Annotated in this window: 25 protein-coding genes and 1 tRNA gene; 9 read left to right on the top strand and 17 right to left on the bottom strand. The window is 68.6% G+C overall.

The annotated features are described in order from the left end of the window. Window positions 1–106 precede the first annotated feature (106 nt). The 7 genes from FA702_RS12230 to FA702_RS12200 are packed head-to-tail and all read right to left on the bottom strand — an operon-like array spanning window position 107 to window position 5,259. Window positions 107–1,036: a bifunctional riboflavin kinase/FAD synthetase gene (locus FA702_RS12230; protein ID WP_136956371.1), complete on the bottom strand. Its 930-nt coding sequence runs from the start codon at window positions 1,034–1,036 to the stop codon at window positions 107–109. Beyond that, complete coding sequence (locus FA702_RS12225) at window positions 1,033–2,238, bottom strand: dipeptidase (RefSeq protein ID WP_136956370.1); 1,206 nt, start codon at window positions 2,236–2,238, stop codon at window positions 1,033–1,035. The genes FA702_RS12230 and FA702_RS12225 overlap by 4 nt, the downstream gene beginning before the upstream one ends. A gap of 3 nt (window positions 2,239–2,241) precedes the next feature. Continuing rightward, on the bottom strand, window positions 2,242–2,730 hold the full coding sequence (locus FA702_RS12220; protein ID WP_136956369.1) for a dihydrofolate reductase: 489 nt from the start codon (window positions 2,728–2,730) through the stop codon (window positions 2,242–2,244). Further along, the gene (locus FA702_RS12215; protein ID WP_136956368.1) at window positions 2,730–3,788 is read right to left on the bottom strand and encodes a 5-(carboxyamino)imidazole ribonucleotide synthase; all 1,059 of its coding nucleotides are present in this window, start codon (window positions 3,786–3,788) and stop codon (window positions 2,730–2,732) included. The genes FA702_RS12220 and FA702_RS12215 overlap by 1 nt, the downstream gene beginning before the upstream one ends. A 40-nt stretch (window positions 3,789–3,828) precedes the next feature. Next, the gene (gene purE, locus FA702_RS12210; RefSeq protein ID WP_124810619.1) at window positions 3,829–4,326 is read right to left on the bottom strand and encodes a 5-(carboxyamino)imidazole ribonucleotide mutase; all 498 of its coding nucleotides are present in this window, start codon (window positions 4,324–4,326) and stop codon (window positions 3,829–3,831) included. Between the two features lie 30 nt (window positions 4,327–4,356). Then, the gene (gene gpmA, locus FA702_RS12205) at window positions 4,357–5,043 is read right to left on the bottom strand and encodes a 2,3-diphosphoglycerate-dependent phosphoglycerate mutase (RefSeq protein WP_136956367.1); all 687 of its coding nucleotides are present in this window, start codon (window positions 5,041–5,043) and stop codon (window positions 4,357–4,359) included. 36 nt (window positions 5,044–5,079) lie between these two features. Then, window positions 5,080–5,259: a hypothetical protein gene (locus FA702_RS12200; protein ID WP_136956366.1), complete on the bottom strand. Its 180-nt coding sequence runs from the start codon at window positions 5,257–5,259 to the stop codon at window positions 5,080–5,082. Window positions 5,260–5,416: 157 nt separating this feature from the next. Here FA702_RS12200 and FA702_RS12195 point away from each other — a divergent pair. Continuing rightward, window positions 5,417–5,491: transfer RNA gene (locus FA702_RS12195), tRNA-Thr, on the top strand. 26 nt (window positions 5,492–5,517) lie between these two features. On the opposite strand, the gene FA702_RS12190 is transcribed toward FA702_RS12195, so the two are convergent. Next, complete coding sequence (locus tag FA702_RS12190) at window positions 5,518–5,808, bottom strand: GNAT family N-acetyltransferase (protein WP_136956365.1); 291 nt, start codon at window positions 5,806–5,808, stop codon at window positions 5,518–5,520. A 50-nt stretch (window positions 5,809–5,858) separates the two neighbouring features. On the opposite strand from FA702_RS12190, the gene FA702_RS12185 reads away from it, so the two are divergent. Then, the gene (locus FA702_RS12185) at window positions 5,859–6,875 is read left to right on the top strand and encodes a low specificity L-threonine aldolase (protein ID WP_136956364.1); all 1,017 of its coding nucleotides are present in this window, start codon (window positions 5,859–5,861) and stop codon (window positions 6,873–6,875) included. Beyond that, window positions 6,872–7,792, top strand: coding sequence for a DMT family transporter (locus FA702_RS12180; RefSeq protein ID WP_136956363.1), 921 nt, complete (start codon window positions 6,872–6,874; stop codon window positions 7,790–7,792). Before FA702_RS12185 ends, FA702_RS12180 begins: the two co-directional genes overlap by 4 nt. Here the strand turns inward: FA702_RS12180 and FA702_RS12175 are convergent. After that, on the bottom strand, window positions 7,702–8,556 hold the full coding sequence (locus FA702_RS12175; protein ID WP_136956362.1) for an SDR family NAD(P)-dependent oxidoreductase: 855 nt from the start codon (window positions 8,554–8,556) through the stop codon (window positions 7,702–7,704). The genes FA702_RS12180 and FA702_RS12175 overlap by 91 nt on opposite strands. Further along, window positions 8,553–9,866, bottom strand: a complete 1,314-nt coding sequence (locus FA702_RS12170) for a M48 family metallopeptidase (protein ID WP_136956361.1) — start codon at window positions 9,864–9,866, stop codon at window positions 8,553–8,555. Before FA702_RS12170 ends, FA702_RS12175 begins: the two co-directional genes overlap by 4 nt. Before the next feature lie 105 nt (window positions 9,867–9,971). On the opposite strand from FA702_RS12170, the gene pepN reads away from it, so the two are divergent. Together pepN and pgeF are read left to right on the top strand one after the other, a co-directional pair. Further along, on the top strand, window positions 9,972–12,632 hold the full coding sequence (gene pepN / locus FA702_RS12165; protein ID WP_136956360.1) for an aminopeptidase N: 2,661 nt from the start codon (window positions 9,972–9,974) through the stop codon (window positions 12,630–12,632). A gap of 1 nt (window position 12,633) precedes the next feature. After that, a complete protein-coding gene (gene pgeF / locus FA702_RS12160) occupies window positions 12,634–13,431 on the top strand; it encodes a peptidoglycan editing factor PgeF (protein WP_370385467.1) in 798 nt (265 codons plus the stop codon). Window positions 13,432–13,548: 117 nt separating this feature from the next. Here the strand turns inward: pgeF and FA702_RS12155 are convergent, their stop codons facing one another. From FA702_RS12155 to galE, 4 genes are all read right to left on the bottom strand, one after another. Next, on the bottom strand, window positions 13,549–14,832 hold the full coding sequence (locus FA702_RS12155; RefSeq protein WP_136956359.1) for an MFS transporter: 1,284 nt from the start codon (window positions 14,830–14,832) through the stop codon (window positions 13,549–13,551). Between the two features lie 82 nt (window positions 14,833–14,914). Next, the gene (locus tag FA702_RS12150) at window positions 14,915–15,541 is read right to left on the bottom strand and encodes an HAD-IA family hydrolase (RefSeq protein ID WP_210417535.1); all 627 of its coding nucleotides are present in this window, start codon (window positions 15,539–15,541) and stop codon (window positions 14,915–14,917) included. A 124-nt stretch (window positions 15,542–15,665) separates the two neighbouring features. Continuing rightward, window positions 15,666–15,791: a type B 50S ribosomal protein L36 gene (ykgO, locus tag FA702_RS12145; protein ID WP_003046794.1), complete on the bottom strand. Its 126-nt coding sequence runs from the start codon at window positions 15,789–15,791 to the stop codon at window positions 15,666–15,668. A gap of 72 nt (window positions 15,792–15,863) precedes the next feature. Continuing rightward, window positions 15,864–16,868, bottom strand: a complete 1,005-nt coding sequence (gene galE, locus FA702_RS12140) for a UDP-glucose 4-epimerase GalE (protein WP_136956357.1) — start codon at window positions 16,866–16,868, stop codon at window positions 15,864–15,866. Window positions 16,869–17,019: 151 nt separating this feature from the next. On the opposite strand from galE, the gene FA702_RS12135 reads away from it, so the two are divergent. The 4 genes from FA702_RS12135 (at window position 17,020) to FA702_RS23210 (ending at window position 19,771) form a co-directional block, all read left to right on the top strand. Beyond that, complete coding sequence (locus FA702_RS12135) at window positions 17,020–17,766, top strand: DUF4136 domain-containing protein (protein WP_136956356.1); 747 nt, start codon at window positions 17,020–17,022, stop codon at window positions 17,764–17,766. Between the two features lie 75 nt (window positions 17,767–17,841). Beyond that, window positions 17,842–18,444 carry a DUF4136 domain-containing protein gene (locus FA702_RS12130; RefSeq protein ID WP_136956355.1) on the top strand — a complete coding sequence of 201 codons (603 nt, stop codon included), beginning with the start codon at window positions 17,842–17,844 and terminating at the stop codon, window positions 18,442–18,444. Continuing rightward, window positions 18,441–19,595 (top strand): M14-type cytosolic carboxypeptidase, encoded by a 1,155-nt coding sequence (locus tag FA702_RS12125; protein WP_136956354.1) that lies wholly within the window; start codon window positions 18,441–18,443, stop codon window positions 19,593–19,595. Before FA702_RS12130 ends, FA702_RS12125 begins: the two co-directional genes overlap by 4 nt. A 44-nt stretch (window positions 19,596–19,639) precedes the next feature. After that, window positions 19,640–19,771 (top strand): hypothetical protein, encoded by a 132-nt coding sequence (locus FA702_RS23210; RefSeq protein ID WP_255504556.1) that lies wholly within the window; start codon window positions 19,640–19,642, stop codon window positions 19,769–19,771. Window positions 19,772–19,789: 18 nt separating this feature from the next. Here FA702_RS23210 and arsC read toward each other — a convergent pair whose 3' ends face one another. Genes arsC through FA702_RS12110 form a run of 3 tightly spaced genes read right to left on the bottom strand, consistent with a single transcriptional unit; the run spans window position 19,790 to window position 21,496 of the window. Then, window positions 19,790–20,131 (bottom strand): arsenate reductase (glutaredoxin), encoded by a 342-nt coding sequence (arsC, locus tag FA702_RS12120; RefSeq protein WP_136956353.1) that lies wholly within the window; start codon window positions 20,129–20,131, stop codon window positions 19,790–19,792. A 55-nt stretch (window positions 20,132–20,186) separates the two neighbouring features. Further along, window positions 20,187–20,696, bottom strand: a complete 510-nt coding sequence (locus tag FA702_RS12115; RefSeq protein WP_136956352.1) for a (2Fe-2S)-binding protein — start codon at window positions 20,694–20,696, stop codon at window positions 20,187–20,189. A gap of 32 nt (window positions 20,697–20,728) precedes the next feature. Next, window positions 20,729–21,496: a class II aldolase/adducin family protein gene (locus tag FA702_RS12110; RefSeq protein WP_136956351.1), complete on the bottom strand. Its 768-nt coding sequence runs from the start codon at window positions 21,494–21,496 to the stop codon at window positions 20,729–20,731. Between the last annotated feature and the right edge of the window lie 60 nt (window positions 21,497–21,556).

The raw sequence follows: 21,556 nt of genomic DNA, 5'->3' as shown, positions 1-21,556 counted from the left end.
AGCCGCTCTTACAAGACAAGCGAACTCCTGTCCTTCTCGGGAGCCTTCGGCTCGACGCCCCTCTCCGCGCCCTCCGCGCCCTCTGCGCGAACCAGAAAATCCCCGCCTACCCCGCCGCCAGCAACCGCCGCGCCTCGTCGCAATCGCGGTTCATCTGTTCGACCAGCGCATCGAGCGAATCGAACTTCGCTTCGGGCCGCAGGAAGTGGTGGAAGGCCACCTCGATCTCCTGCCCGTAAAGATCGCCCGACCAGTCGAAGAAATAAGGCTCCAGCAGTTCCTTGGGCGGATCGAAGGTGGGGCGGATGCCGATGTTGGCCGCGCCCTGCACCACGCGCCCGCCCGGCATCCGGCCGGTGACGGCATAGATGCCGTAGCGCGGGCGCAGATAGCTGCCGAGCGGCAGGTTGGCGGTGGGAAAGCCGATCGTGCGCCCCAGCTTGTCGCCGTGCTGCACCACGCCCCGGATCGCGAAGGGCCGCGTCAGCAGCCGCGTGACGGTGGCGCAATCGCCGGCCTGCAGCGCGGCGCGGATGCGGCTGGAGGAGACGACTTCGCCGCTTTCCACCACGGGGCCGACCGCGCGCGCCGTCAGCCCGCTTTCCGCGCCCAGTTCCGCCAGCACGCGCACGTTACCGCCGCGCCCCTTGCCGAAGGTGAAATCCTCGCCCGTGACCACGCCCGCCGCGCCCAGCCGATCGACCAGCAGCCCGCGCACGAATTCCTCCGCCGTGGTGGCGGCCAGCGTCCCGTCGAAGGCGAAGACCAGCATGGCATCGGCCCCGGCGGCAGCGAACAGCTCCTCGCGCTGGTCCAGCGTGGTCAGCCGGAACGGCGGCGCATCAGGCTGGAAATGGCGTACCGGGTGCGGATCGAACGTGGCGACGATCGCCGGGCGGCCTTGCGCCCGCGCCTGCCGCACCGCCTCGCCCACCACCGCCTGATGGCCGAGATGGAACCCGTCGAAATTGCCAAGCGCGATCACCGCCCCACGCAGATGATCCGGCGCGCGATCGCGCGCGTCGATTCGCGTCATCGATGCGCCTCTGCCATGGCCCCTGCCGACGCAGAGGACATCGGCCGCAAGCCGGCGCGAATCACGCGCAGCGCGTTGCCGCCCATCGCGGCGCGAATCTCGTCCTCGCTGAAACCTTCGTCGATCAGGGCCTGGGTTACCTGTTCCAGTTGCGCGGTATCAAACCGGGTCGTGGTCGCCCCGTCGAAATCGCTGCCTAGCGCGACATGGTCGATCCCGACAAGATCGCGCACGTGGCGCATCGCCTTGGCCGTCGCGCGGGGGCTGGTATCGCAGACCGCCGCATCCCAATAGCCGATGCCGATCAGCCCGCCGGTGCGGGCCACCCCACGAATCTCGTCGTCGGTCAGGTTGCGGTTGACCTTGCACGTCGCCTGCACTCCGCCGTGGCTGGAAACCACCGGCCGCCGCGCCATCGCCAGCACGTCCGCCACGCCGGCGTGGCTGAGATGCGCGATGTCGACGATCATGCCCTTGTCTTCCATCCGCCGCACGATCTGCCGGCCGAACGGGGTCAGCCCGCCCTTCTTCAGCCCGTGCATCGATCCGGCCAGTTCATCGTCGAAGAAATGCGTCAGGCTCGCCATGCGGAAGCCGGCGGCATAGAACCGGTCGAGGTTCTCTGCCTTGCCTTCCAGATCGTGCAGCCCCTCGATCGAAAGCATCGCGCCCACCGGCTGCGCCTTGTTCCCGCGCCGGGCCAGCAACTGGTCGAGCGAGGCATCGTCGCTGACTTTAAGCAGCATCCCGCCCGAGGCCGCGACCGCGCGATCCAGCTTCTGCCCGTGCCACAGCGTGCGTTCGGCCAGCGAATTCCACGTCCGCACCGGCTGCAACTGCGCCACCGCCAAAGCGCCCAGCGTGTCGCTGTCCGCCGGATTGGCATCGTAATTGAGACCGCGCGGCGATTTCGACACCGACGAGAACACCTGCAGCGCCACATTGCCCTCTTCCAGACGCGGCAGATCGACATGCCCGCGCCGCGCCCGGTCGCGCAGGTCGCGCCGCCACATCAGCGTATCGGCATGCAGATCGACGATCCGCAGCGAACGGTGCAGTTCCCGCGCCCGGTCACTGACCGCGATCAGCGGCTGCCCGTCGATCCGGTTCATCTGCAATTCGACGAACGCCGGCAGCGGCCCGAAGAACGCCGCCGCCGCCAATCCGGTCACGCCCAGTGCAATCGCCACCCAACGACGCATGGTTCAGCCCCCCTCCCTTTCCAGCGTCACGAACGCGAACGCCGGGCGTCCCTTTTCGGCCGGGTGCGTCTCGCGCGCAAGCTCCCGCCATTCGGGGCCAAGAGGCGGCATCACCGTGTCGCCCGCGACATCGGCATGGACCTCGGTCAATTCCACCCGCCTGGCCAGCGGCAGGAACAGGCGGAAGATCTCGGCGCCGCCAATCACGGCCACCTCGCCATCGCCGGCCAGCGCCAGCGCGGCCGGCACGTCGTGGACCACTTCGGCCCCTTCCGCGCGCCAGCCGGCATCGCGCGTCAGCACGATATGGCGGCGGCCGGGCAGCGGCGCGGGAAAGCTCTCGAACGTCTTGCGGCCCATGATCATCGGCTTGCCCATGGTCAGCGCCTTGAACCGCCGCAGGTCCGCCGGAAGGTGCCAGGGCAGCGCGTTGTCCCGACCGATCGTGCCGTTGGCGGCGCGCGCGTAGATCAGGACCAGGGCCTGCGCCATTACAGGATCAGCCGGGTGACGTGGCCCATCTTGCGTCCGGGACGAACCGCCGCCTTGCCATAGAGATGGAGGTGGTTGGCCGGATCGGACAGGATCTGCGCCCAGTCGCACGCGGCGTCGCCGATCAGGTTGTCCATTACCGCACCCTGCGCCGCCAGCGCCGTGCTGCCCAGCGGCAGAGCGCAGATCGCGCGGATGTGGTTCTCGAACTGGCTGACCAGCGCGCCCTCGATCGTCCAGTGCCCGGAATTGTGGACGCGCGGGGCCATCTCGTTGAACACCGGGCCGTCCGCCGTGGCGAAGAATTCCAGAGTCAGCACGCCCACATAGTCCAGCGCATCGGCCACGTTCGCCGCCAGCGCGCGCGCCGCTTCCACCTGCGCGGCGATGAACGCCGGCGCGGGCACCGTCGACCGGGCCAGGATGCCGCTTTCGTGCTCGTTCCGCGCCGAATCCCAGAAGCGCACGTCGCCAGCCGCGTCGCGCACCAGAATCACCGAGAACTCGCCCTCGAAGCGCACGAAGCCTTCGTAGATCAGCGGCACGGCGGGCAGGTCCAGCCGGGCGGCGTCGGCCGGCTCCATGATCCGCCACTGGCCCTTGCCGTCGTACCCGTCGCGCCGCGTCTTGAGGATGCCGGGCGCGCCGATCCGCGCGATGGCGGCGGCGAGATCGGCGGCGGAGTCCACTTGCGCCCACGGCGCGGGCCGGCCGCCCAGCGCCTCGACGAAGCTTTTCTCGTTCACCCGGTCCTGCGCCACTTCCAGCGCGCGGACCGGTGGGTGCAGCGGCGCATGTTCGCCGATCGCGGCCAGCGGCCCGGCGGCGACGTTCTCGAACTCGTACGTCACCACCGCGCATTGCGCGGCGAAGGCGGCCAGCGCGGCCTGGTCGTCATAGTGCCCCTGCGTGAACGCGGCGCTGACGTCGGCCGCGACCGAATCCGCTTCCGGCGCATAGACGTGGCAGCGGTAGCCGAGATTGGCCGCCGCCAAGGCCAGCATCCGGCCAAGTTGGCCGCCGCCGAGAATGCCGATGGTTTCGCCGGGCGGTATCATGCGCGGCTCCCGCGCTGGGTCTGGCGCACCTCTATCCCCATCAGGAAGGCCGTTCGGCGACCGAATCGGTCTGCGCGGCGCGGAACGCGATCAGCCGTTCCGCCAGCGCCGGATCAGAGGTGGCGAGGATCGACGCGGCCAGCAGGCCGGCATTGGTCGCGCCCGGCACGCCGATGGCCAGCGTGCCCACGGGAATGCCACCGGGCATCTGGACGATCGACAGCAGGCTGTCCATGCCCTTCAGCGCCTTGGATTCGACCGGCACGCCCAACACGGGCAGATGCGTCATCGAAGCGACCATGCCCGGCAGGTGCGCCGCGCCGCCGGCCCCGGCGATGATCACGCGGAAGCCTTCCCGGTGCGCGCCCTTGGCAAAGGCCACGAGCCGGTCGGGCGTGCGGTGCGCGGAAACGATGCGGCATTCGTGGGCCACGCCCAGCTTGTCGAGCGCGGCAGCCGCGTTCTTCATCGTCTCCCAGTCGGACTGGCTGCCCATGACGATGGCCACGGCCGGCGCCTGCGGCGAGGTATCACTCATGCCCTGCCCCCTCTCAGGCCGGAACGCCCCTCAGCGTTCCGACAGGTAGTACCGCTCGATCTCGGCGAGGTTGTCGTCCAGTTCATAGACGATCGGCTGCCCGGTCGGAATCTCGAGGCCGGTGATATCGGCGTCCGAAATGCCCGAAAGGTGCTTCACCAGCGCGCGCAGCGAATTGCCGTGGGCCGAAACGATCACCGTTTCGCCGGCCTTCAGCGCCGGGGCGATCTTCTGCTCGAAGCACGGCAGCACGCGGGCGATCGTGTCCTTGAGGCTTTCAGTCGCGGGCACGGGGATGCCGGCATAGCGCGGGTCGGCCGCCAGGTCGAAAGCGCTGCCCGCTTCCAGCGGCGGCGGCGGGATGTCGAAGCTGCGGCGCCACACCTTGACCTGCTCGTCGCCGTGCTTCGCGGCGGTCTCGGCCTTGTCCAGCCCGGTCAGGCCACCATAGTGCCGCTCGTTGAGGCGCCAGTCCTTGTCTTCGGGAATCCACAGGCGGCCGGCGGCTTCCAGCGCGAAATGCAGCGTCTTGATCGCGCGCGTCTGCAGCGAGGTGAACGCCACCGTCGGCAGCACGCCCTTGTCCTTCAGCAGCGTGCCGGCGGCCAGCGCTTCGGCCGCGCCCTTTTCGGTCACATCCACGTCCCACCAGCCGGTGAAACGGTTTTCGAGATTCCATTGCGATTGACCGTGACGGATCAGGATCAGGCGGGGCATCGTGGCTCCTGCTGCTCTACTGCGGGAAACGGCCCCCTAGCGCTCCCCTTGCGGTTTGGAAAGGCCGCCCGTGCCGGATTCGCCGGCGCCTGCCTCACGAATCCCAAGTTCTTTGGCCCCAAGTTCTCTGGCCTGCGCCTTGCGCCGCTTCAGGTTCTCGCGCAGGCGCGCGACCAGCCGCTCCTCGCGCGTCATGTTTGCCGGATCGTCGTTCATCCCGCGCGGTGTGCCGTGCCCGCGCGCGGACGGCAAGAGCGCGCCGATGATACCGCAGCACGTCATACCACGCTTGACAAAGCCGGCCCTCGCAGCCAATAGCGCGCCCCTGCCCGCCGCCGGTTCTCGCCGGCGCGCCGGAGCGCGGAAATGGCGTGCTGCTGTAGCTCAGTGGTAGAGCGCATCCTTGGTAAGGCTGAGGTCGGGAGTTCAATCCTCCCCAGCAGCACCATTTCCGCCCCGCTTTCTCCCGGCACGTCAGGCCAGCAGGTCCGCCCATTCGGGGTGGCGCCGGAACGCGGCGGCGACATAGCTGCAATCGGGCGCGATCTTCCAGCCTTCGGCGCGCGCGTCGGCGATCAGCGCTTCCACCAGCTTGCCCGCCACCCCGCGCCCGCCGATTTCGGGCGGGACCAGCGTGTGTTCGGCCGCGACCACATCGCCCCGGCGGCGCCAGGTCAGCCGCCCCACCGCGTCGCTGCCCGCGACCGCCGCGTGGTATTCGCCCTCCGCCCCACCGCCGACGCGCGTGATCGTCACCTGTTCCATTGCTTGCTCCCGCTTGACCGCCTGTGTCGGTGGCTTAGATGCCTTGGCGCATGAAGTTCTTCTCCGATAACGCCGCCGGCGTCCACCCCCGCGTCTGGGACGCCATGCGCGCGGCGGACCAGCCCGACTCGGCCTATGACGGCGACAGGCTCAGCGCCCGGCTGGACGAGGCGTTTTCGGCCTTGTTCGGCACCGAATGCGCCGCGCTGTGGGTCGCCACCGGCACCGCCGCGAACTGCCTCGCACTCGCCGCGCTGGCGCAGCCGCACGGCGGGATCGTCTGCCATCGCGAGGCGCATATCGAGGTGGACGAAGGCGGCGCGCCCGGCTTCTTCACCCACGGCGCCAAGCTGCTGCTGGCCGACGGCGAAGGCGCGAAGCTGACGCCCGGGACGATCCGCGCGACGATCGACCCGATTCGGCGCGACGTGCACCAGGTGCAGCCGCATGCCATCTCGATCACGCAGGCGACCGAATACGGGCGCGTCTATACGCCCGACGAGGTCGCCGCGATCGGCGCGCTGGCCAGGCAGCGCACGCTGGGCCTGCACGTGGACGGCGCGCGCTTCGCCAACGCGGTGGCCCGTCTCGGCTGCGATCCCGCCGCGGTGACGGTGAACGCCGGCGTCGACGTGCTGACGTTCGGCTGCGTCAAGAACGGCGGCATGAACGCCGAGGCGCTGGTGTTCTTCGATCCCGCGCTGGCCGACGTGGTGCGCTATCGCCGCAAGCGCGCCGGGCATCTCCAGTCCAAGGGGCGCTATCTGGCCGCGCAAGTGCTGGCGATGATCGAAGACGGCCTGTGGCTCGACAACGCGCGCGCCGCCAATGCCGCCGCCGCCGCGATCGGCGAGGCCTGCGGCGAACGCCTGCTTCACCCGGTCGAGGCCAACGAGGTCTTCGCCGTGCTCTCGCCCTCCGAACAGGCCGCGCTGCACGCGCAAGGCTTCGAGTTTTACGACTGGCCCGCCCCCGAAGGCGCGCCCGGCGCGGCGCGGCTGGTTACCGCGTGGAACAGCGATCCGGCGCATGTCGAGGCGCTGGCCCGCGCCATCGCCGCGCTGTGACCGCGCCCGGCGACGCGCCGCCCTCGTTCTGGAACCCGCGCATCCTCGGTCCGTTCGCGCTGGTGGCGCTGATCTGGGGCTCCACCTGGCTGGTCATCAAGGACCAGATCGGCTCGGTGCCGGCAAGCTGGTCGGTCACCTGGCGCTTCGCCGTGGCCGCCGTCGGCGTGCTGGTGCTGGCGCTGGCGCGCGGGGAGAGCCTGCGGCTGGACCGGCGCGGACACCGGCTCGCCATCCTGCTCGGCCTGCTTCAGTTCGTCTGCAACTTCCAGTTCGTCTACCGCGCCGAGCAGCATATCACCTCGGGAATAGTCGCCGTGCTGTTCGCGCTGCTGCTGGTGCCCAATGCCCTGTTCGCGCGGCTGTTCCTGGGGCAGCCCCTGACGCGCGGCTTCCTCGCTGGATCGGCCATCGCCATCGCCGGCATCGCCCTGCTGCTGCTGCACGAAGTGCGCACCGCGCCCGTCGGCGATGAAGCGCTGCTGGGCGTGCTGCTCACGTTCTGCGGCATCCTGTCCGCATCGAGCGCGAACGTGCTGCAGGCAAGCGAGACCGCGCGAACGCGGCCCATGCTGGCCGTGCTGTTCTGGGCGATGGTCTGGGGCGTCGCGATCGACGCCGCCTTCGCCTGGACGGTCTATGGCCCGCCGCAAATCGACACCCGGCCCGGCTATCTGCTCGGCATCGCCTATCTGGGCGTAATGGGATCGGTCGTGACCTTTCCGCTCTATTTCCAGCTGGTGCGCGAACTCGGCCCGGGCCGCGCGGCCTACAACGGCGTGGTCGTGCCCGTCGTCGCCATGCTGCTGTCGACGCTGTTCGAAGGTTATCGCTGGTCCGCGCTGGCCATCGCCGGATCGGTACTGGCGATGGCGGGGCTGCTGGTGGCGCTGAGGGCGCGCAACCCCTCGCGATAAGTGGGATAGCGCGGGCGCCAGTTCAGCAGGCGCCGCGCCCGCCCGTTGGCGACCCGGCGGTTCTCCGCGTAGAAGGCGCGCGCGGCCGGGGAAAGGCCGGCCTCTTCCAGCGCCAGCAGCGGCGGCGGCGCGCACCCCGCCAGCCGTGCCGCTTCCTCGATCACCGCGTTCTGGCTGCACGGCAGATCGTCGGAAAGGTTATACACGCCCGCCGACCCGCCGAACGAGGCGATGATTCCGCCGGCAATGTCCTCCACATGGATGCGGCTGAACACCTGCCCCGGCAGGTCGATGCGGTGCGCGGTCCCGGCGCGCACTCGCTCCAGCGCACTGCGGCCGGGACCATAGATCCCCGGTAGCCGGAACACCCGCACGCGCGGATCGAGCGCCTGCCACGCCAGATCCGCTTCGGCCCGCGCCCCGCGGCGGCCCCGCCCCACTGGCGCGCTTTCGTCCACCCAGGCGCCGGCGGCATCGCCATAGACGCCGGTAGAGGACAGATAGCCGATCCAGCCGGCCCCGCATTGCCGGATGCGCGCGCCATGGCGCAGCAGGACCGGATCGCCGCCCGCCTCTATCGACGGAGGCACCGATGATAGGACGTGCGTCGCGCTCCCGAGCGCTTCGGCGATGCCCGCATCGTCATCGAACGCCAGCGTGCCCGCGCGGCCGGTTCCGTCAACGCGCCAGCCCTGCCGCCGCAGCCGCTCCGCCAGTATCCTCGCGCTGTAGCCCAGCCCGAAGACGAACAGGCGGCCCGTCAATGCGGCGCGTCCATCGGCTCCAGCACGATCGGCGTCGGCTTGGCCATCGGCGCGCCGGGCATGTGGATCTGCTTCCACCGCATCGCCAGCCGCACGCGCGTCGCGCCCGAGGGATGGTCATAGAACAACGCTTCCTCGGCCGGGCCAGGATCGATCTTGCGGTATTCGGAAAGCTTCATCGCCAGCGAAGCGAACCCGTCCGGCTCGCGCGCGGCGTCCAGTCCGAAGACGTCCGCGTCACGCTCGGTCACGCGGACCAGCGTGTTGGTGATCGGCGTGACCATCAGCGAAAAGACCACGAACACGCCCGCAAGGAGCGGCATCGAGGCGGGATCGGCCACGTCGCGAATGCTCCACCGGGCGCCATACCGCGCCAGGATCAGCGGCATGGCCCAGGCCGCCAGGAACAGCATCAGCCCATAGAGCGCGGTCAGCCAGATCCACGAGCGCCAGACGTGGCCCAGCACGTAATGCCCCATCTCGTGCCCCACGGCGGCCAGGATTTCCGGCTCCGACGCGCGGTGCAGCAGGTTGTCGTTCAGGCTGATCCGCACGGTCGGCCCGATGCCCGAGACATTGGCCGAAATGCGCTTGGTCTGCTTCGAAGCGTCATAGACATAGATGTGTTCGGCCGGCACGTTATAGGCCTTGGCCATGGCGACGATGCGATCGCGCACCGGCCCCTGCGGCAGTTCGGAATAGGTGTTGAACAGCGGCAGGATATAGACCGGCGCGAACAGCATCGCGAGCGCGAGGAAGACCGAGACGACGCCGGTGGACACCATCCACCAGACCTTCGGCAGCCGCCGGATCACGCCGTAGATCACCACGAACAGCAGGCTGCCGATGACCAGCGTCACGAACAGGCCGATCACCTGTTCGCCCAGCCAGCCGGCGAAAGACTGGTTGAGCAGGCCATAGCGCGCCTCGCGGACAAACCCCGTGTAGATGGTCCAGGGCAGCAGCAACAGCGTGCTGGCCATCAGGAACACGGCCGCCACTTCGAACACCACCAGCGCGCGCTTGCGCCCCTTGCGTTCGGCCGCATCGCGCACGCGGGGCAGGATGCGCAGCCGCAACATGATCCAGTAGGCGGCCACCGAAGCCAGTGTGCCGATCAGCGCGATCCAGTACCCGCCCTCGAAATAGGCGTCCGATTTCACGCGCGCGGAGCCCTGCAGCGTATCGAGGTAGGCTCGCGTGGCGGCGTCGGCATTGAAGCCCGCCGCATGGCCGATGCCCGGCGCGGCGATCAGGGCAAGGAGCGACAGAACGGCATATGTGAAAGGGAAGAAAAAGCCCCGGCGCATTCACAGTCCTCAAACGGTCGTTCAACAAGGCCTGCGCGGCGAAACCGTCTGGAGTCAAGAGCGTTTGGCGATTGCCCTTGGCCTGCTTGGCCCTACATTGGCACCATGAACGACCTCGCCAACCCGCCGTCCGCTTCCCAGGCCACCCCCGCAATCGACGCTCCGGCGCCGGCACAGCCTGCCGTGATCCATCGTGCCGACTATCAGCCGCCCGTGTGGCTGGTGCCGGAAATCGCGCTCGATTTCGCCCTGTCGCTCACCGAAACCCGCGTGCAGGCGACGCTTTCGGTCGAACGCAACCCGGCGGGCGACGGCGCGCGCACGCTCCGTCTCGACGGGGATAGCCTGCGTCCCGCAAGCGTGACCGTGGACGGCCTGCCCCACAACGACTGGCGCATGGACGGCGATGCGCTGCTGATCGACCTGCCGGGCGGAAAGCACCAAATCGGCATCGAAACTCTGGTCGATCCCACTGCGAACACACAGCTTTCCGGTCTCTACGCGTCCGGCGGGATGCTCTGCACCCAGTGCGAGGCGGAGGGATTCCGGCGGATCACCTTCTTCCCCGACCGGCCCGACGTGCTGAGCCGCTACACGGTGCGGATGACGGGCGACAAAGCGCGCTTTCCGGTGCTACTCTCGAACGGCAATCCGGTGTCGCAGGGAGAGGGGCCGGACGGCACGCACTGGGCCGAATGGCACGACCCCTGGCCCAAGCCGTCCTATCTCTTCGCGCTGGTGGCGGGCGATCTGGTGCCCACGCGCGACAGCTTCACCACCCGGTCCGGCCGCAAGGTCGATCTGGCGATCTGGGTCCGCGCCGGCGACGAGACGCGCACCGGCCACGCCATGCGTTCACTGATCGCCTCGATGAAATGGGACGAGGACGTTTACGGCCGCGAATACGATCTCGACCTGTTCAACATCGTCGCCGTCTCCGACTTCAACGCCGGCGCGATGGAGAACAAGGGTCTCAACGTCTTCAACACGCGCTACATCCTGGCCGATCCGGAAACCGCGACCGATGCGGACTACGACGCGATCGAAGGCGTGGTCGCGCATGAATACTTTCACAACTGGTCGGGCAACCGCGTGACCTGCCGCGACTGGTTCCAGCTCAGCCTCAAGGAAGGCTTCACCGTGCTGCGCGACCAGCAGTTCAGCGCCGATCGCGGATCGCCGCCGGTCAAGCGGATCGAGGACGTGCGCGTGCTGCGCGCGGCGCAGTTTCCCGAGGATTCGGGGCCGCTTGCCCACCCCATCCGGCCCGACAGCTACGCGGAAATCTCGAATTTCTACACCGCCACGGTCTATAACAAGGGCGCCGAAGTCATCCGCATGATGACCGTGCTGGCCGGGCCGGAACGCTTCCGCAAGGGCACCGACCTCTATTTCGCGCGCCACGATGGCGAGGCGGCGACCTGCGAGGATTTCGTCAAGGCGATCGAGGACGGGGCAGGGCTGGACCTCACGAAATTCCGCCGCTGGTACGAACAGGCCGGCACGCCCAGGGTGAACGCGGCGCTGGCGCACGACGCGGCATCGGGCACCGTCACGCTCACGCTCCGCCAGACTGTGCCGCTCACGCCCGGCCAGCCGGTCAAGCAGCCGATGCCGATCCCGCTGCGCACCGCGCTGTTCGACCGCGCCACCGGCACGCACCGGGGCGAGCACCTGCTGGTGCTGGAAGAGGCGGAACAGGCCTTCACGTTCGAAGGCCATGCCGAGGCACCAGTGCTGTCGATCAACCGGTGCTTTTCCGCGCCCGTGGCGATCACCAGCCCGGCGACGACGGCCGACCTCGTGTTCCTGGCCGAACATGACGACGATCCCTTCGCCCGGTACGAGGCGATGCAGCAGCTGGTCGTCCAGCATCTTGTCGCGGCGGTGACCGGCACGCTCGACGATGCCGCGCGCGCGACCGGCGAAGCGGCGATTACCGAAGCCTTCGGCACGATCCTGGCCGACGCCAAACTCGACGACCTGATGCGCGGCGAACTGGTGATCCTGCCCGGCGAAGCCTATCTCGCCGAACAGATCGCCGGGGTCGATCCCTCGCGCGTCCATGCCGAACGCGAAGCGCTGAAGCAGCACCTCGGCACGCGGTTGCGGGCGGAGATCATCGCGCTTCATGATCGCTGCTCCGCCGTGCCCTACAGCCTCGACGCCGCCGCGCGCGGCGCGCGCAAGCTGAAGACGCAGGCGCTGGTCTATCTGGCCGCGGCCGACCCCGCCGAAGCCGCCCGGCGCGCCAAGGCGCAATACGACGCGGCCGACAACATGACCGACCGGCAGGGCGCGCTGATGGTGCTGTGCGGCCTGTCCGCACCCGAGCGCGAGGCGGCGCTGGCCGATTTCCACCAGCGCTTCGCCGGCAACATGCTGGTGATCGACAAGTGGTTCTCGCTCCAGGCGGGCTCGCTGCACCCGCAGGCGATCTCGCACGTGAAGGCGCTGGCCGCCCATCCGGACTTCACCATGACCAACCCCAACCGGGTGCGCTCGCTCTACATGGCGTTCGCGGCCAACCCGCAGGCGTTCCACAATCCCGACGGCGAAGGCTATCGCCTAATCGCGGACCTGATCCTGGCGCTGGATCCGATCAACGCCAACACCGCCGCGCGCTTCGTGCCGCCGCTGGGCCGCTGGCGCAAGGTGGAGCCGGGCCGCGCCGCGCTGATGCGGGCGGAGCTGGAACGCATCGCCGCCTGCTCCACGCTGTCGCGCGACGTGCGCGAACAGGTCACGCGCAGCCTGGACAGCTGAGGTGGGAGAGGTTGCGGGCACCGCCGGCGTGGACGTGCTCACCCACCCGGCGCTGGGCGGCACGGCGCATGGCTTCCTGGGCCGGCGCGGCGGGGTGAGCGAAGGGCTGCTCGCCGGCCTCAACGTCGGCTGGGGCAGCGAGGACGATCCCGCCGCCACGGCCGAGAACCGCCGCCGCGCAAGCGAAGCCGTCCTTCCCGGCGGCCGGCTCGTCTGTGCCTATCAGATCCATTCGCCCGACGTGGTGACGGTGACCGAGCCGTGGCCCGAGAGCGACCGCCCGAAGGCCGACGCGCTCGTCACCCGCCTGCCCGGCGTGGTGCTGGGCATTCTCACCGCCGATTGCGCCCCCGTGCTTTTCCATGACGCAAAAGCCGGGGTGATCGGCGCGGCGCACGCCGGCTGGAAAGGCGCGTTCGGCGGAGTGACCGACAATACCATCACGGCGATGGAAGCGCTGGGCGCCAGCCGCGCGGACATCGCCGCCGTCGTCGGCCCGTGCATCGCGCAGAAAAGCTACGAGGTGGACGCCACCTTCGAGGACCGCTTCCTGGCCGCCGACCCGGCCAACGCGCGCTTCTTCCGCGCCGGCAAGGCGGGGCACGCCTGGTTCGATCTGGAAGGCTACGTCGCCGCGCGGCTCCACGCCGCGGGCGTCGGCACGGTCGCCATGCTGGGCGAGGATACCTATAGCCAGCCCGACCGCTTCTATTCGTTCCGCCGCGCCACGCACCGGGGCGAGCCGGACTACGGCCGCGAGATTTCGCTGATCGCGCTGCCACAAAACCGGACGGCATAGCCTTTGATCGTCATTGCGAGGGGCAAAGCCCCGCGGCAATCCAGAGCCGCGCGCGGGACTCTGGATTGCGTCGCGTGCCGCTCGCAATGACGAAGCGGGTCAACCCGGCGTCATGCTTCAGGCGATTCGCGATGTCTTTCGCGTATCGGGCATCAGCAGGTAGACCACGAACGATACCGCGATGCAGCCGGCCACATACCAGAAATAGCCGTCTTCCCAGCCTTCGGTCTTGAACCACAGCGCGATATATTCGGCCGATCCACCGAACACGGACACGGTCACCGCATAGGGCAGGCCCACGCCCAGCGCGCGGATGCCGGCGGGGAACAGTTCGGCCTTCACCACCGCGTTGATCGCGGTATAGCCGCTGACCACGACCAGCGCCGCCATCAGCAGGGCGAACCCGGTCCAGAAATCGTGCGTCACCGCCAGAGCGCGCATCAGCGGCACGGTGATGACCGCGCCCACCAGCCCGAAGGCCAGCAGCAGCGGTCGCCGCCCGATCCGGTCCGACAGTGCGCCGACCAGCGGTTGCAGCACCATGAAGCCCGCCAGCACCAGCGCGGAGACCAGCGTCGCGTCCTCCTTCGACCAGCCGGCGGTGTTGACCATGAACTTCTGCGCATAGGTGGTGAAGGTATAGAACGCGACCGTACCGCCCATGGTCAGGCCCACCACCGTCAGCACCTCGCGCGGGTGGGCGAGCAGGCGGCGCAGCGAGGGCTGGTGTTCGCGCTCCTGCTCGAACGCAGCGGTTTCGTGCATGGTCCGGCGCAGCCACAGCGCGGCAACGGCGCAGGCCGCGCCGATCAGGAACGGCACGCGCCAGCCCCAGGCGTGGAGCTGCTGCTCCGTCAGCACCTGTTGCAGCACGATCAGCACGCCCAGCGCAAGCAACTGCCCCATGATCAGGGTAACGTACTGGAAACTGGACCAGAAGCCGCGCCGCTCGGCCGAGGCCACTTCGGACAGGTACGTCGCGCTCGCGCCGTATTCGCCGCCGACGCTGAGGCCCTGCAACAGCCGCGCGATCACCAGCAGCACCGGCGCGGCCACGCCGATCCGGTCATAGCCCGGCGTCAGCCCGACGATCAGCGATCCCAGGCACATCAGCAGCACGGACGCGGTCAGCGCCGTCTTGCGCCCCGCGCGATCGGCGTAGAGCCCCATCAGCCAGCCGCCGACCGGGCGCATCAGGAAGCCCACCGCGAAGATCGCGGCGGTGTTCAGCAGCTGCGCGGTGGAATCGCCCTTGGGAAAGAACGCCGAGGCGAAATAGAGCGAGAACGCGGCATAGACGTACCAGTCGTACCATTCGATGAGATTGCCCACCGATCCGCTGAAAATCGAACGCAACCGGCCCGGCGCTTCCTTCGATCCATGCTGCGCGCCCGATGCCATAGCTCTCCCCGCCGAAGTAAGGCTGCGACGCTAGGCGGCGGAAGGGGGCAAGATCAAGCGCCCGCTGCCGCAACAGTGGGGTTCAGAGCAGGCCGCGCGCTTCGAGATCGGCGCGCAGCGCGGCGGCATCATCGCGGAAATGGTGGGTATGCCAGCCGAGCGCGGCCGCCGCCGCGATATTGGCTGCGTTGTCGTCGATGAACAGCATCCGCTGCGGTGCCAGGCCGAAACGGCGGGCCGCCAGCGCATAGATCGCCGCATCGGGCTTGATCAGCTTTTCCACGCCGGACACCACGATATCGCGGAAATGGTCGAGGACCGGGAAGGTCGGCCGGAACATCGCCCAGGTATCGGCGCCGAAATTGGTGATCGAAAACTGCGGTATCCCGCGCGCGTCCAGCGCCCGGACCAGTTCGTGCGTGCCGGCGACCGGCCCCGGCACCGCGTCCAGCCAGTTGGGCGCATAGGCTTCGATCAGAGCGCGATAGGCGGGAAATTCGGCAGAGCGCGCGGCGATCATCTCCGCCAGTGGAACGCCCGCGTCATGCTGCGCGTGCCATTCCTCGGTCACCACGTTGGCCAGAAACCAGTCCAGCTCGCGCGGATCGGCGATCAGCTTTTCGTAAAGCGAGGCGATTCGCCACTGCACCAGCACGCGGCCGATGTCCCACACGACAGCATCGATCGGGGCACCGTTCGGCTGGTTCACGTTGCATCCCCGCAAACAAACGCGCCCCCGCAATTGCGGGGGCAGCCGGCCTCTGCAAGAGGCGGTCGATCAATCAGGACGGAAGCGTTCCGGCTGATGCAGGAACGCTTCCGCCAGAGCCGGATCAGCCCTGGCGCGCCTTGAAGCGACGGTTGGTCTTGTTGATGACGTAGGTCCGGCCACGGCGGCGGATCACGCGGTTATCCCGGTGACGGTCCTTGAGCGACTTCAGGCTGTTGCGAATCTTCATGACGAATCCCTTTGCCCGAAGCGACCGGGCTTGAAACTGAAGGCGCGCCGATAAGGGCGGGGCGGGGGAAAGTCAACCTTCGCCAAGGATCTCCGTCAGCCTGCGTTCCCACGCCAGCGCGTGCGTGACGATGGTTTCGAGATCGGCATATTTCGGCACCCACGGCACGGTCGCCCGGATCCGGCTGTTGTCGGAAATCAGCGAATCGGGGTCCCCGGCGCGGCGCCCTTCCATCTGGCGAACGATGGTGCGGTTGGTGACGCGGTCCACCGCGTCCAGCACTTCCAGCACCGAGAAGCCGCGCCCATAGCCGCAGTTCATGGTCAACGACCGTTCCGGCTGCTCGATCAGCGCGCCCAGTGCCAGCACGTGCGCTTCGGCCAGGTCCGACACATGGATATAGTCGCGCACGCCCGTGCCGTCGGGCGTGGCATAGTCGGTGCCGAACACCGCGACATGGCCGCGCTTGCCCAGCGCCGCCTCGACCGCGACCTTGATCAGATGCGTCGCCCCGGCGGTCGACTGGCCGGTGCGCGCCTGCGGATCGGCCCCGGCCACGTTGAAATAGCGCAGCGCGCAGAAGTTCAGCGGGTGCGCCCGGGCGATATCGGCCAGCATGATCTCGGTCATCAGCTTGGACATGCCATAGGGATTGATCGGCCGCTTCGGGCTGTCCTCGGTCACCGGCGAAACCTCGGGCACGCCATAGGTTGCGGCGGTCGAGCTGAAGATGAAGTGGCGGACGCCGCCCTTCACCGCCGATTCGATCAGCGCGCGGCTCTTGGCGGTGTTGTTGTGGTAGTATTTCAGCGGGTTCTCGACCGATTCGGGCACCACGACCGATCCGGCGAAGTGCATCACCGCCCCGATCCCCTGCTCCGCGATGATCCGCGCCAGCAGATCGCCGTCCTCGATATCCCCCTGGTAGAACGGCACGCCATCGGGAAGGGCGAAACGGAACCCCGTGGTCAGGTTGTCGATCACGCTGACGGGCCACCCCGCGTCCTTGAGCGCCAGCACGGCATGACTGCCGATATAGCCTGCGCCACCAGTGACGAGGACGGGTACTTTGGTCATGCGCGAATCACTCCGGATGCATCAGGCACTCCGCTCTAGCAGCAAGATTCGCAGGGAATCATTAAGTCGTGCGTTCAGTCAGGTGAAAGCGCCGGCGTGTCATCGCGCGGGCGGGATCGCCGTCGAAGCCCTTACCGAAAGATCACACGCCATGCCCCGGGTTCGCAAAACCTCCGCCCTTTCGTCCCTCCTGATCGCGGCGGCCGTGCTGACCGGCGCGCCGGCGGCGCTGCAGGCGCAGCCCTATGGTGGCGGCTGGGGCGGCGGGAGTTGGGGGCGCGATCCGTTCGGACCATACGGAGCGAACGCCCGCGACAGCCGGACGGGCAGCGAACCGTCCAAAAAGGTCGATGTCACCACGTTCCGCGCGGCCGACGCCGGCAGCGCGCTGGGGCAGGGGCCGATCGTGATCGCCGCCGTCGCACCCGATGGCTACGACGGCAGCGAGGACAACGTCGAGCCCGACGCCAAACTGCCGGTCTATGAGGCGGCGGTGGTCGATCAGCTTGCCGGGCACGGCTACAACACCGCCACGTCGGGCGCGGACGGCGGGCAGGTGGCCGAAGTGGCGGTCAGCCATTCGGTGGTCCAGCCCGAGGAAGCCCCCCACAAGCCCGTCAGCGGCGCGATGAGCACCACGATCAGCAACCGTGGCAGCGGCGTGGGGCTGGCGCTGGCGGTCGATCTGTCCAAGCCGAAGAAGGCGATCATCGGCACGCGGCTGGAAGTGCGCATTCGCGACAAGGCGACGCGGCACGTGCTGTGGGAAGGCCATGCCGAAGGCGTCGCGCGCGAGGGCGAGGCCGGGCTGGACAACACCGCCGTCGCCACGCGGCTGGCCACCGCGCTGTTCGCGAAGTTCCCCGAAGGCACCGAAGTGGCCGCGCTCCAGCCCTGATCGGAGCAACCTGCGGTTGCACGGGCACGTATCACGCCCATATCGGTTACCGGGACAACGATTGAGGATACGCCGATGCGCCGCCTGCTGATTGCTTCCGCCCTTGTGCTGGCCGCCTTGCCGGCCGCGCCCGGCGTGGCGTTCGCTGCCCCGGTCGAAGTCACGCGGTTCCACACCCCCGAATCGCTGGCGAAGCTGGCGCCGGGCGCCGCGCTGGCGCTGGCCCCCGCGCCGGGCGAAGACCCCGCCGGTCTCGAAACCGCGCTGTGGAACGATGCGGTCATGCGCGAAGTGGCGACCCGTGGCTTTGGCGCGGCGACCGCCGGCGCGGCGGACGCGCTCGTCGAAGTGCGGGTGGAACGGCGCACCGAGCGGCAGGAACGCCAGCGTGGGCCGGTCAGCGTGGGCGTGGGCGGCTCCACTGGCGGCTGGCACAGCGGCGTGGGCCTGGGCGTCGGCTTCAGCCTGGGCGGCGGATCGCGCGAATGGACCGATACCCGCCTGTCCGTGACGATCCGCGACCGCGCGACGGGGCAGGCGCTGTGGGAAGGCCGCGCCGAATCGCGCGACAACGCGAAGAAGAAGGATGCCGACGCGGCCAGTGTCGCGCCGCGCCTGGCCCATGCGCTGTTCGCGGACTTCCCCGGCAAGTCCGGAGAGACTATCCAGGTCAAATGACCCAAGCCCCCATCCGGATCGACGCCGCGTTCGACAGCGGCAACATTGACATTCTTTCCATCGACGGAACCGCCGCCCGGCTGGCGATCCGGCGCGATTACCAGTCCGAATTCGCCCAGTGGTTCCACTTCCGCGTGGCCGGCGCGGCGGGGCGCGAACTGACGCTGGCGATCACGGGACTCGGCCAGTCCGCCTATCCGGGCGGCTGGCCCGACTACAACGCCTGCGTTTCGGAAGACCGCGAATACTGGGGCCGCGCCGCATCCACCTATGACCCGGCGGCGGACGGCGGCACGCTGACGATCCGCTACACCCCCGCCGCCGACATCGCCTGGTTCGCCTATTTCGCGCCCTATTCGATGGAGCGGCATCACGATCTCGTCGCGGCGGCGGCGGCCAGCGAGGGCGTATCCCACCGCACGCTGGGCACCACGCTGGATGGCCAACCGATAGACCTGCTGGAGCTGGGCGAGGGCGCAACCCAGGTCTGGCTCTATGCCCGCCAGCACCCGGGCGAGAGCATGGCCGAATGGTGGATGGAAGGCGCGCTCGAACTGCTGACCGATCCCGCCGATCCACACGGGCGCAAGCTGCGCCAGCTCTGCCGCTTCCACATCGTGCCCAACATGAATCCCGACGGATCGCGGCGTGGCCACCTGCGCACCAACGCGGCAGGCGTGAACCTGAACCGCGAATGGGATAACCCATCGGCCGAACGCTCGCCCGAAGTGCTGTGCGTGCGCGACGCGATGGACGAAACCGGCGTCCACTTCGCCATCGACGTTCACGGCGACGAGGCGATCCCGGCGGTGTTCATCGCCGGCTTCGAAGGCATCCCTTCGTGGACCGAACAGCAGGGCGCGGATTATCGGCGCTACCGCGCGATCCTCGAACGGCGAACGCCCGATTTCCAGACACGGCGCGGCTATCCGGTGGCCCCAGCGGGCAAGGCCAACCTCTCGATGTCGACCAACCAGCTCGCCGAGCGCTTCGGCGCGAGCCACGGCTGCGTCTCGATGACGCTGGAAATGCCGTTCAAGGACAACGCCGACCTGCCCGATCCGGCGCAGGGCTGGAGCCCGGAGCGCAGCAAGCTGCTGGGCCGCGAATGCCTGGCGGCGCTGCTGGAATTCCTGCTGACGCGCGGATAGGCGCGTTTACGACCTGTTAACGCGGGACGGGGCATGATCGGGGCATGCCCCGCGCCCTTACCTCGATCAAGACGGCCTCGATGCCGGTCGCGCCGCTTGCCGAAGGGCTGCGCGCGGTGATCGTGCTCGGCTGCGCGCTGGCGCTGATCCTTGCCGGACGCGCGCTGCCCTTCTGACGCGCGTCTGGACGCGGCTCAGAGAATTTCCTGCACCTTTTCCTTGGGCCGGCACAGCCGCACGCCCTTGGCGGTTTCCACCAGCGGCCGTTCGATCAGCTTCGGTTCCGCCGCCATCGCCGCCAGCACGGTGGCGTCGTCCGCCGCGGGCAGGCCGCGTTCCTCGGCATCGGTGCCCCTGAGGCGCAGGCCCTGCTGCGGCGTGATTCCGGCATCGCGATAGAGTTGCGCCAGCTTTTCGGCGCTCGGCGGCGTCTTGAGGTATTCGATCACGGTCACGTCCGCGCCGGCTTCCTGCAACAGCGCCAGCGTGTTGCGCGATGTGCCGCAGTTGGGATTGTGCCAGATCGTCGCCTTCATCGCCGGGTCTCCTGTGTTGCCGTCCCGCTAGCGCAGCCGGCGCGCGAGGGGAAGATCAAAGCCCCGGCGTGGTCGCGGTGGCCGGCACGGGCAGCGGCGGCAGCGTTTCGGCGTGCCGCAGGGCGCGGCCGGCGCGCTGGATCGCGCGGACCAGGCGCGGATAGACGCCGCAACGGCAGATATTGGTGATGGCGGCGGTGATGTCCTGCTCGGTCGGATCGCCGTTGTGCGCCAGCAGGGCGGCGGCGGCCATGACCAGGCCCGGCGTGCAGAACCCGCACTGGATCGCCTGCTCGGCCACCAGCGCCTGTTGCACGGGATGGTTGCGATCGGGGGCCAGCCCCTCGATCGTCGTCACGCTGCGGCCCTCCGCCTCCCCCAGCGACAGCGTGCACGAGGGCATCGCCTGCCCATCGACGATCACCATGCAGGCGCCGCATTCGCCGGTGCCGCAGCCGTACTTGGTGCCAGTCAGGTTCGCCGCGTCGCGCAGCGCCCACAGCAGCGGGGTATCCGGTTCCAGCCGGAATTCCATCGGCTGGTTGTTGACGGTCAGGCGGGCCATGGGGGTTCCCTAGCCCACCTTTCCGCCGCGCTTCAATCCCGCCAGGACCGATCGATCTTGTCGATCCGCCGCACCCAGGCGTTGAAATCGCCCACGCCGGCGCCGCCGCCCGGCGGCGTCGCCTCGCGCAGGTCACGCTGGTGGACGGCGATGACGTCATCGGACACGAGGATAGGCTTGCGTCCCATCGACAGCGTGGCCATCTGGATTTCGCAAGCGCGCTGGAGGCTCCACTGCTGGATGAACATCGCCTGGAGCGTGGGCGCCATCACCACCGGGCCGTGGTTGCGCAGCATCAGGATGTTCTTGTCGGCCAGGTTCGCCAGCAGGCGCTCGCCCTCTTCGGCGCGCACGGTGATGCCCTCGAAATCGTGATAGGCGAGGCGCCCGGCGAAGTTGCAGGCATAGAAGTTGATCGGCATCAGCCCTTCCTCAAGGCTGCACACCGCCATCGTCGCCGTGGTGTGGACGTGGCAGATGGCGTGCGCCCAGTTCAGGTGCCGGTGGAAATAGCCGTGCTGGGTGAAGCCCGCCTTGTTCACCGCGTGCGGGCTGCCGTCAAGCTTGTTGCCGTCGATGTCGATCTTGACGAGGTTGGACGCGCAGACTTCGGAATAGAGCAGGCCGAAGGGGTTGATGAGGAAAGCGTTGTCCTCCCCCGGCACGCGCACGGAGATGTGGTTGTAAACCGATTCCGACCAGCCGAGCAGATCGAAGATGCGGTAACACGCCGCCAGTTCCTGCCGGGCCTGCCATTCGGCATCGCTGCATTCGATATTCGGGCGCATCTGCGTGGCCATGGTCATCGCTCTCCGATCGGTTTCTTGTCGCAACCTTATCGCACGATGCACAGGCGGGCA

The organism is Novosphingobium sp. EMRT-2 (genome assembly GCF_005145025.1).
In the GTDB taxonomy this organism is placed as follows: Bacteria; Pseudomonadota; Alphaproteobacteria; order Sphingomonadales; family Sphingomonadaceae; genus Novosphingobium.
The sequence above is the reverse complement of the archived record's forward strand: the minus strand, read 5'-3'. Positions and strand labels throughout refer to the sequence as shown.

What these genes read in the sequence shown, in the direction of transcription:
- FA702_RS12230 (WP_136956371.1), bottom strand. Translation starts at nt 1,036, where the DNA reads ATGACGCGAATCGACGCGCGCGATCGCGCGCCGGATCATCTGCGTGGG.
- FA702_RS12225 (WP_136956370.1), bottom strand. Translation starts at nt 2,238, where the DNA reads ATGCGTCGTTGGGTGGCGATTGCACTGGGCGTGACCGGATTGGCGGCG.
- FA702_RS12220 (WP_136956369.1), bottom strand. Translation starts at nt 2,730, where the DNA reads ATGGCGCAGGCCCTGGTCCTGATCTACGCGCGCGCCGCCAACGGCACG.
- FA702_RS12215 (WP_136956368.1), bottom strand. Translation starts at nt 3,788, where the DNA reads ATGATACCGCCCGGCGAAACCATCGGCATTCTCGGCGGCGGCCAACTT.
- purE (WP_124810619.1), bottom strand. Translation starts at nt 4,326, where the DNA reads ATGAGTGATACCTCGCCGCAGGCGCCGGCCGTGGCCATCGTCATGGGC.
- gpmA (WP_136956367.1), bottom strand. Translation starts at nt 5,043, where the DNA reads ATGCCCCGCCTGATCCTGATCCGTCACGGTCAATCGCAATGGAATCTC.
- FA702_RS12200 (WP_136956366.1), bottom strand. Translation starts at nt 5,259, where the DNA reads ATGAACGACGATCCGGCAAACATGACGCGCGAGGAGCGGCTGGTCGCG.
- FA702_RS12190 (WP_136956365.1), bottom strand. Translation starts at nt 5,808, where the DNA reads ATGGAACAGGTGACGATCACGCGCGTCGGCGGTGGGGCGGAGGGCGAA.
- FA702_RS12185 (WP_136956364.1), top strand. Translation starts at nt 5,859, where the DNA reads ATGAAGTTCTTCTCCGATAACGCCGCCGGCGTCCACCCCCGCGTCTGG.
- FA702_RS12170 (WP_136956361.1), bottom strand. Translation starts at nt 9,866, where the DNA reads ATGCGCCGGGGCTTTTTCTTCCCTTTCACATATGCCGTTCTGTCGCTC.
- pepN (WP_136956360.1), top strand. Translation starts at nt 9,972, where the DNA reads ATGAACGACCTCGCCAACCCGCCGTCCGCTTCCCAGGCCACCCCCGCA.
- FA702_RS12155 (WP_136956359.1), bottom strand. Translation starts at nt 14,832, where the DNA reads ATGGCATCGGGCGCGCAGCATGGATCGAAGGAAGCGCCGGGCCGGTTG.
- ykgO (WP_003046794.1), bottom strand. Translation starts at nt 15,791, where the DNA reads ATGAAGATTCGCAACAGCCTGAAGTCGCTCAAGGACCGTCACCGGGAT.
- galE (WP_136956357.1), bottom strand. Translation starts at nt 16,868, where the DNA reads ATGACCAAAGTACCCGTCCTCGTCACTGGTGGCGCAGGCTATATCGGC.
- FA702_RS12135 (WP_136956356.1), top strand. Translation starts at nt 17,020, where the DNA reads ATGCCCCGGGTTCGCAAAACCTCCGCCCTTTCGTCCCTCCTGATCGCG.
- FA702_RS12130 (WP_136956355.1), top strand. Translation starts at nt 17,842, where the DNA reads ATGCGCCGCCTGCTGATTGCTTCCGCCCTTGTGCTGGCCGCCTTGCCG.
- FA702_RS12125 (WP_136956354.1), top strand. Translation starts at nt 18,441, where the DNA reads ATGACCCAAGCCCCCATCCGGATCGACGCCGCGTTCGACAGCGGCAAC.
- FA702_RS23210 (WP_255504556.1), top strand. Translation starts at nt 19,640, where the DNA reads ATGCCCCGCGCCCTTACCTCGATCAAGACGGCCTCGATGCCGGTCGCG.
- arsC (WP_136956353.1), bottom strand. Translation starts at nt 20,131, where the DNA reads ATGAAGGCGACGATCTGGCACAATCCCAACTGCGGCACATCGCGCAAC.
- FA702_RS12115 (WP_136956352.1), bottom strand. Translation starts at nt 20,696, where the DNA reads ATGGCCCGCCTGACCGTCAACAACCAGCCGATGGAATTCCGGCTGGAA.
- FA702_RS12110 (WP_136956351.1), bottom strand. Translation starts at nt 21,496, where the DNA reads ATGGCCACGCAGATGCGCCCGAATATCGAATGCAGCGATGCCGAATGG.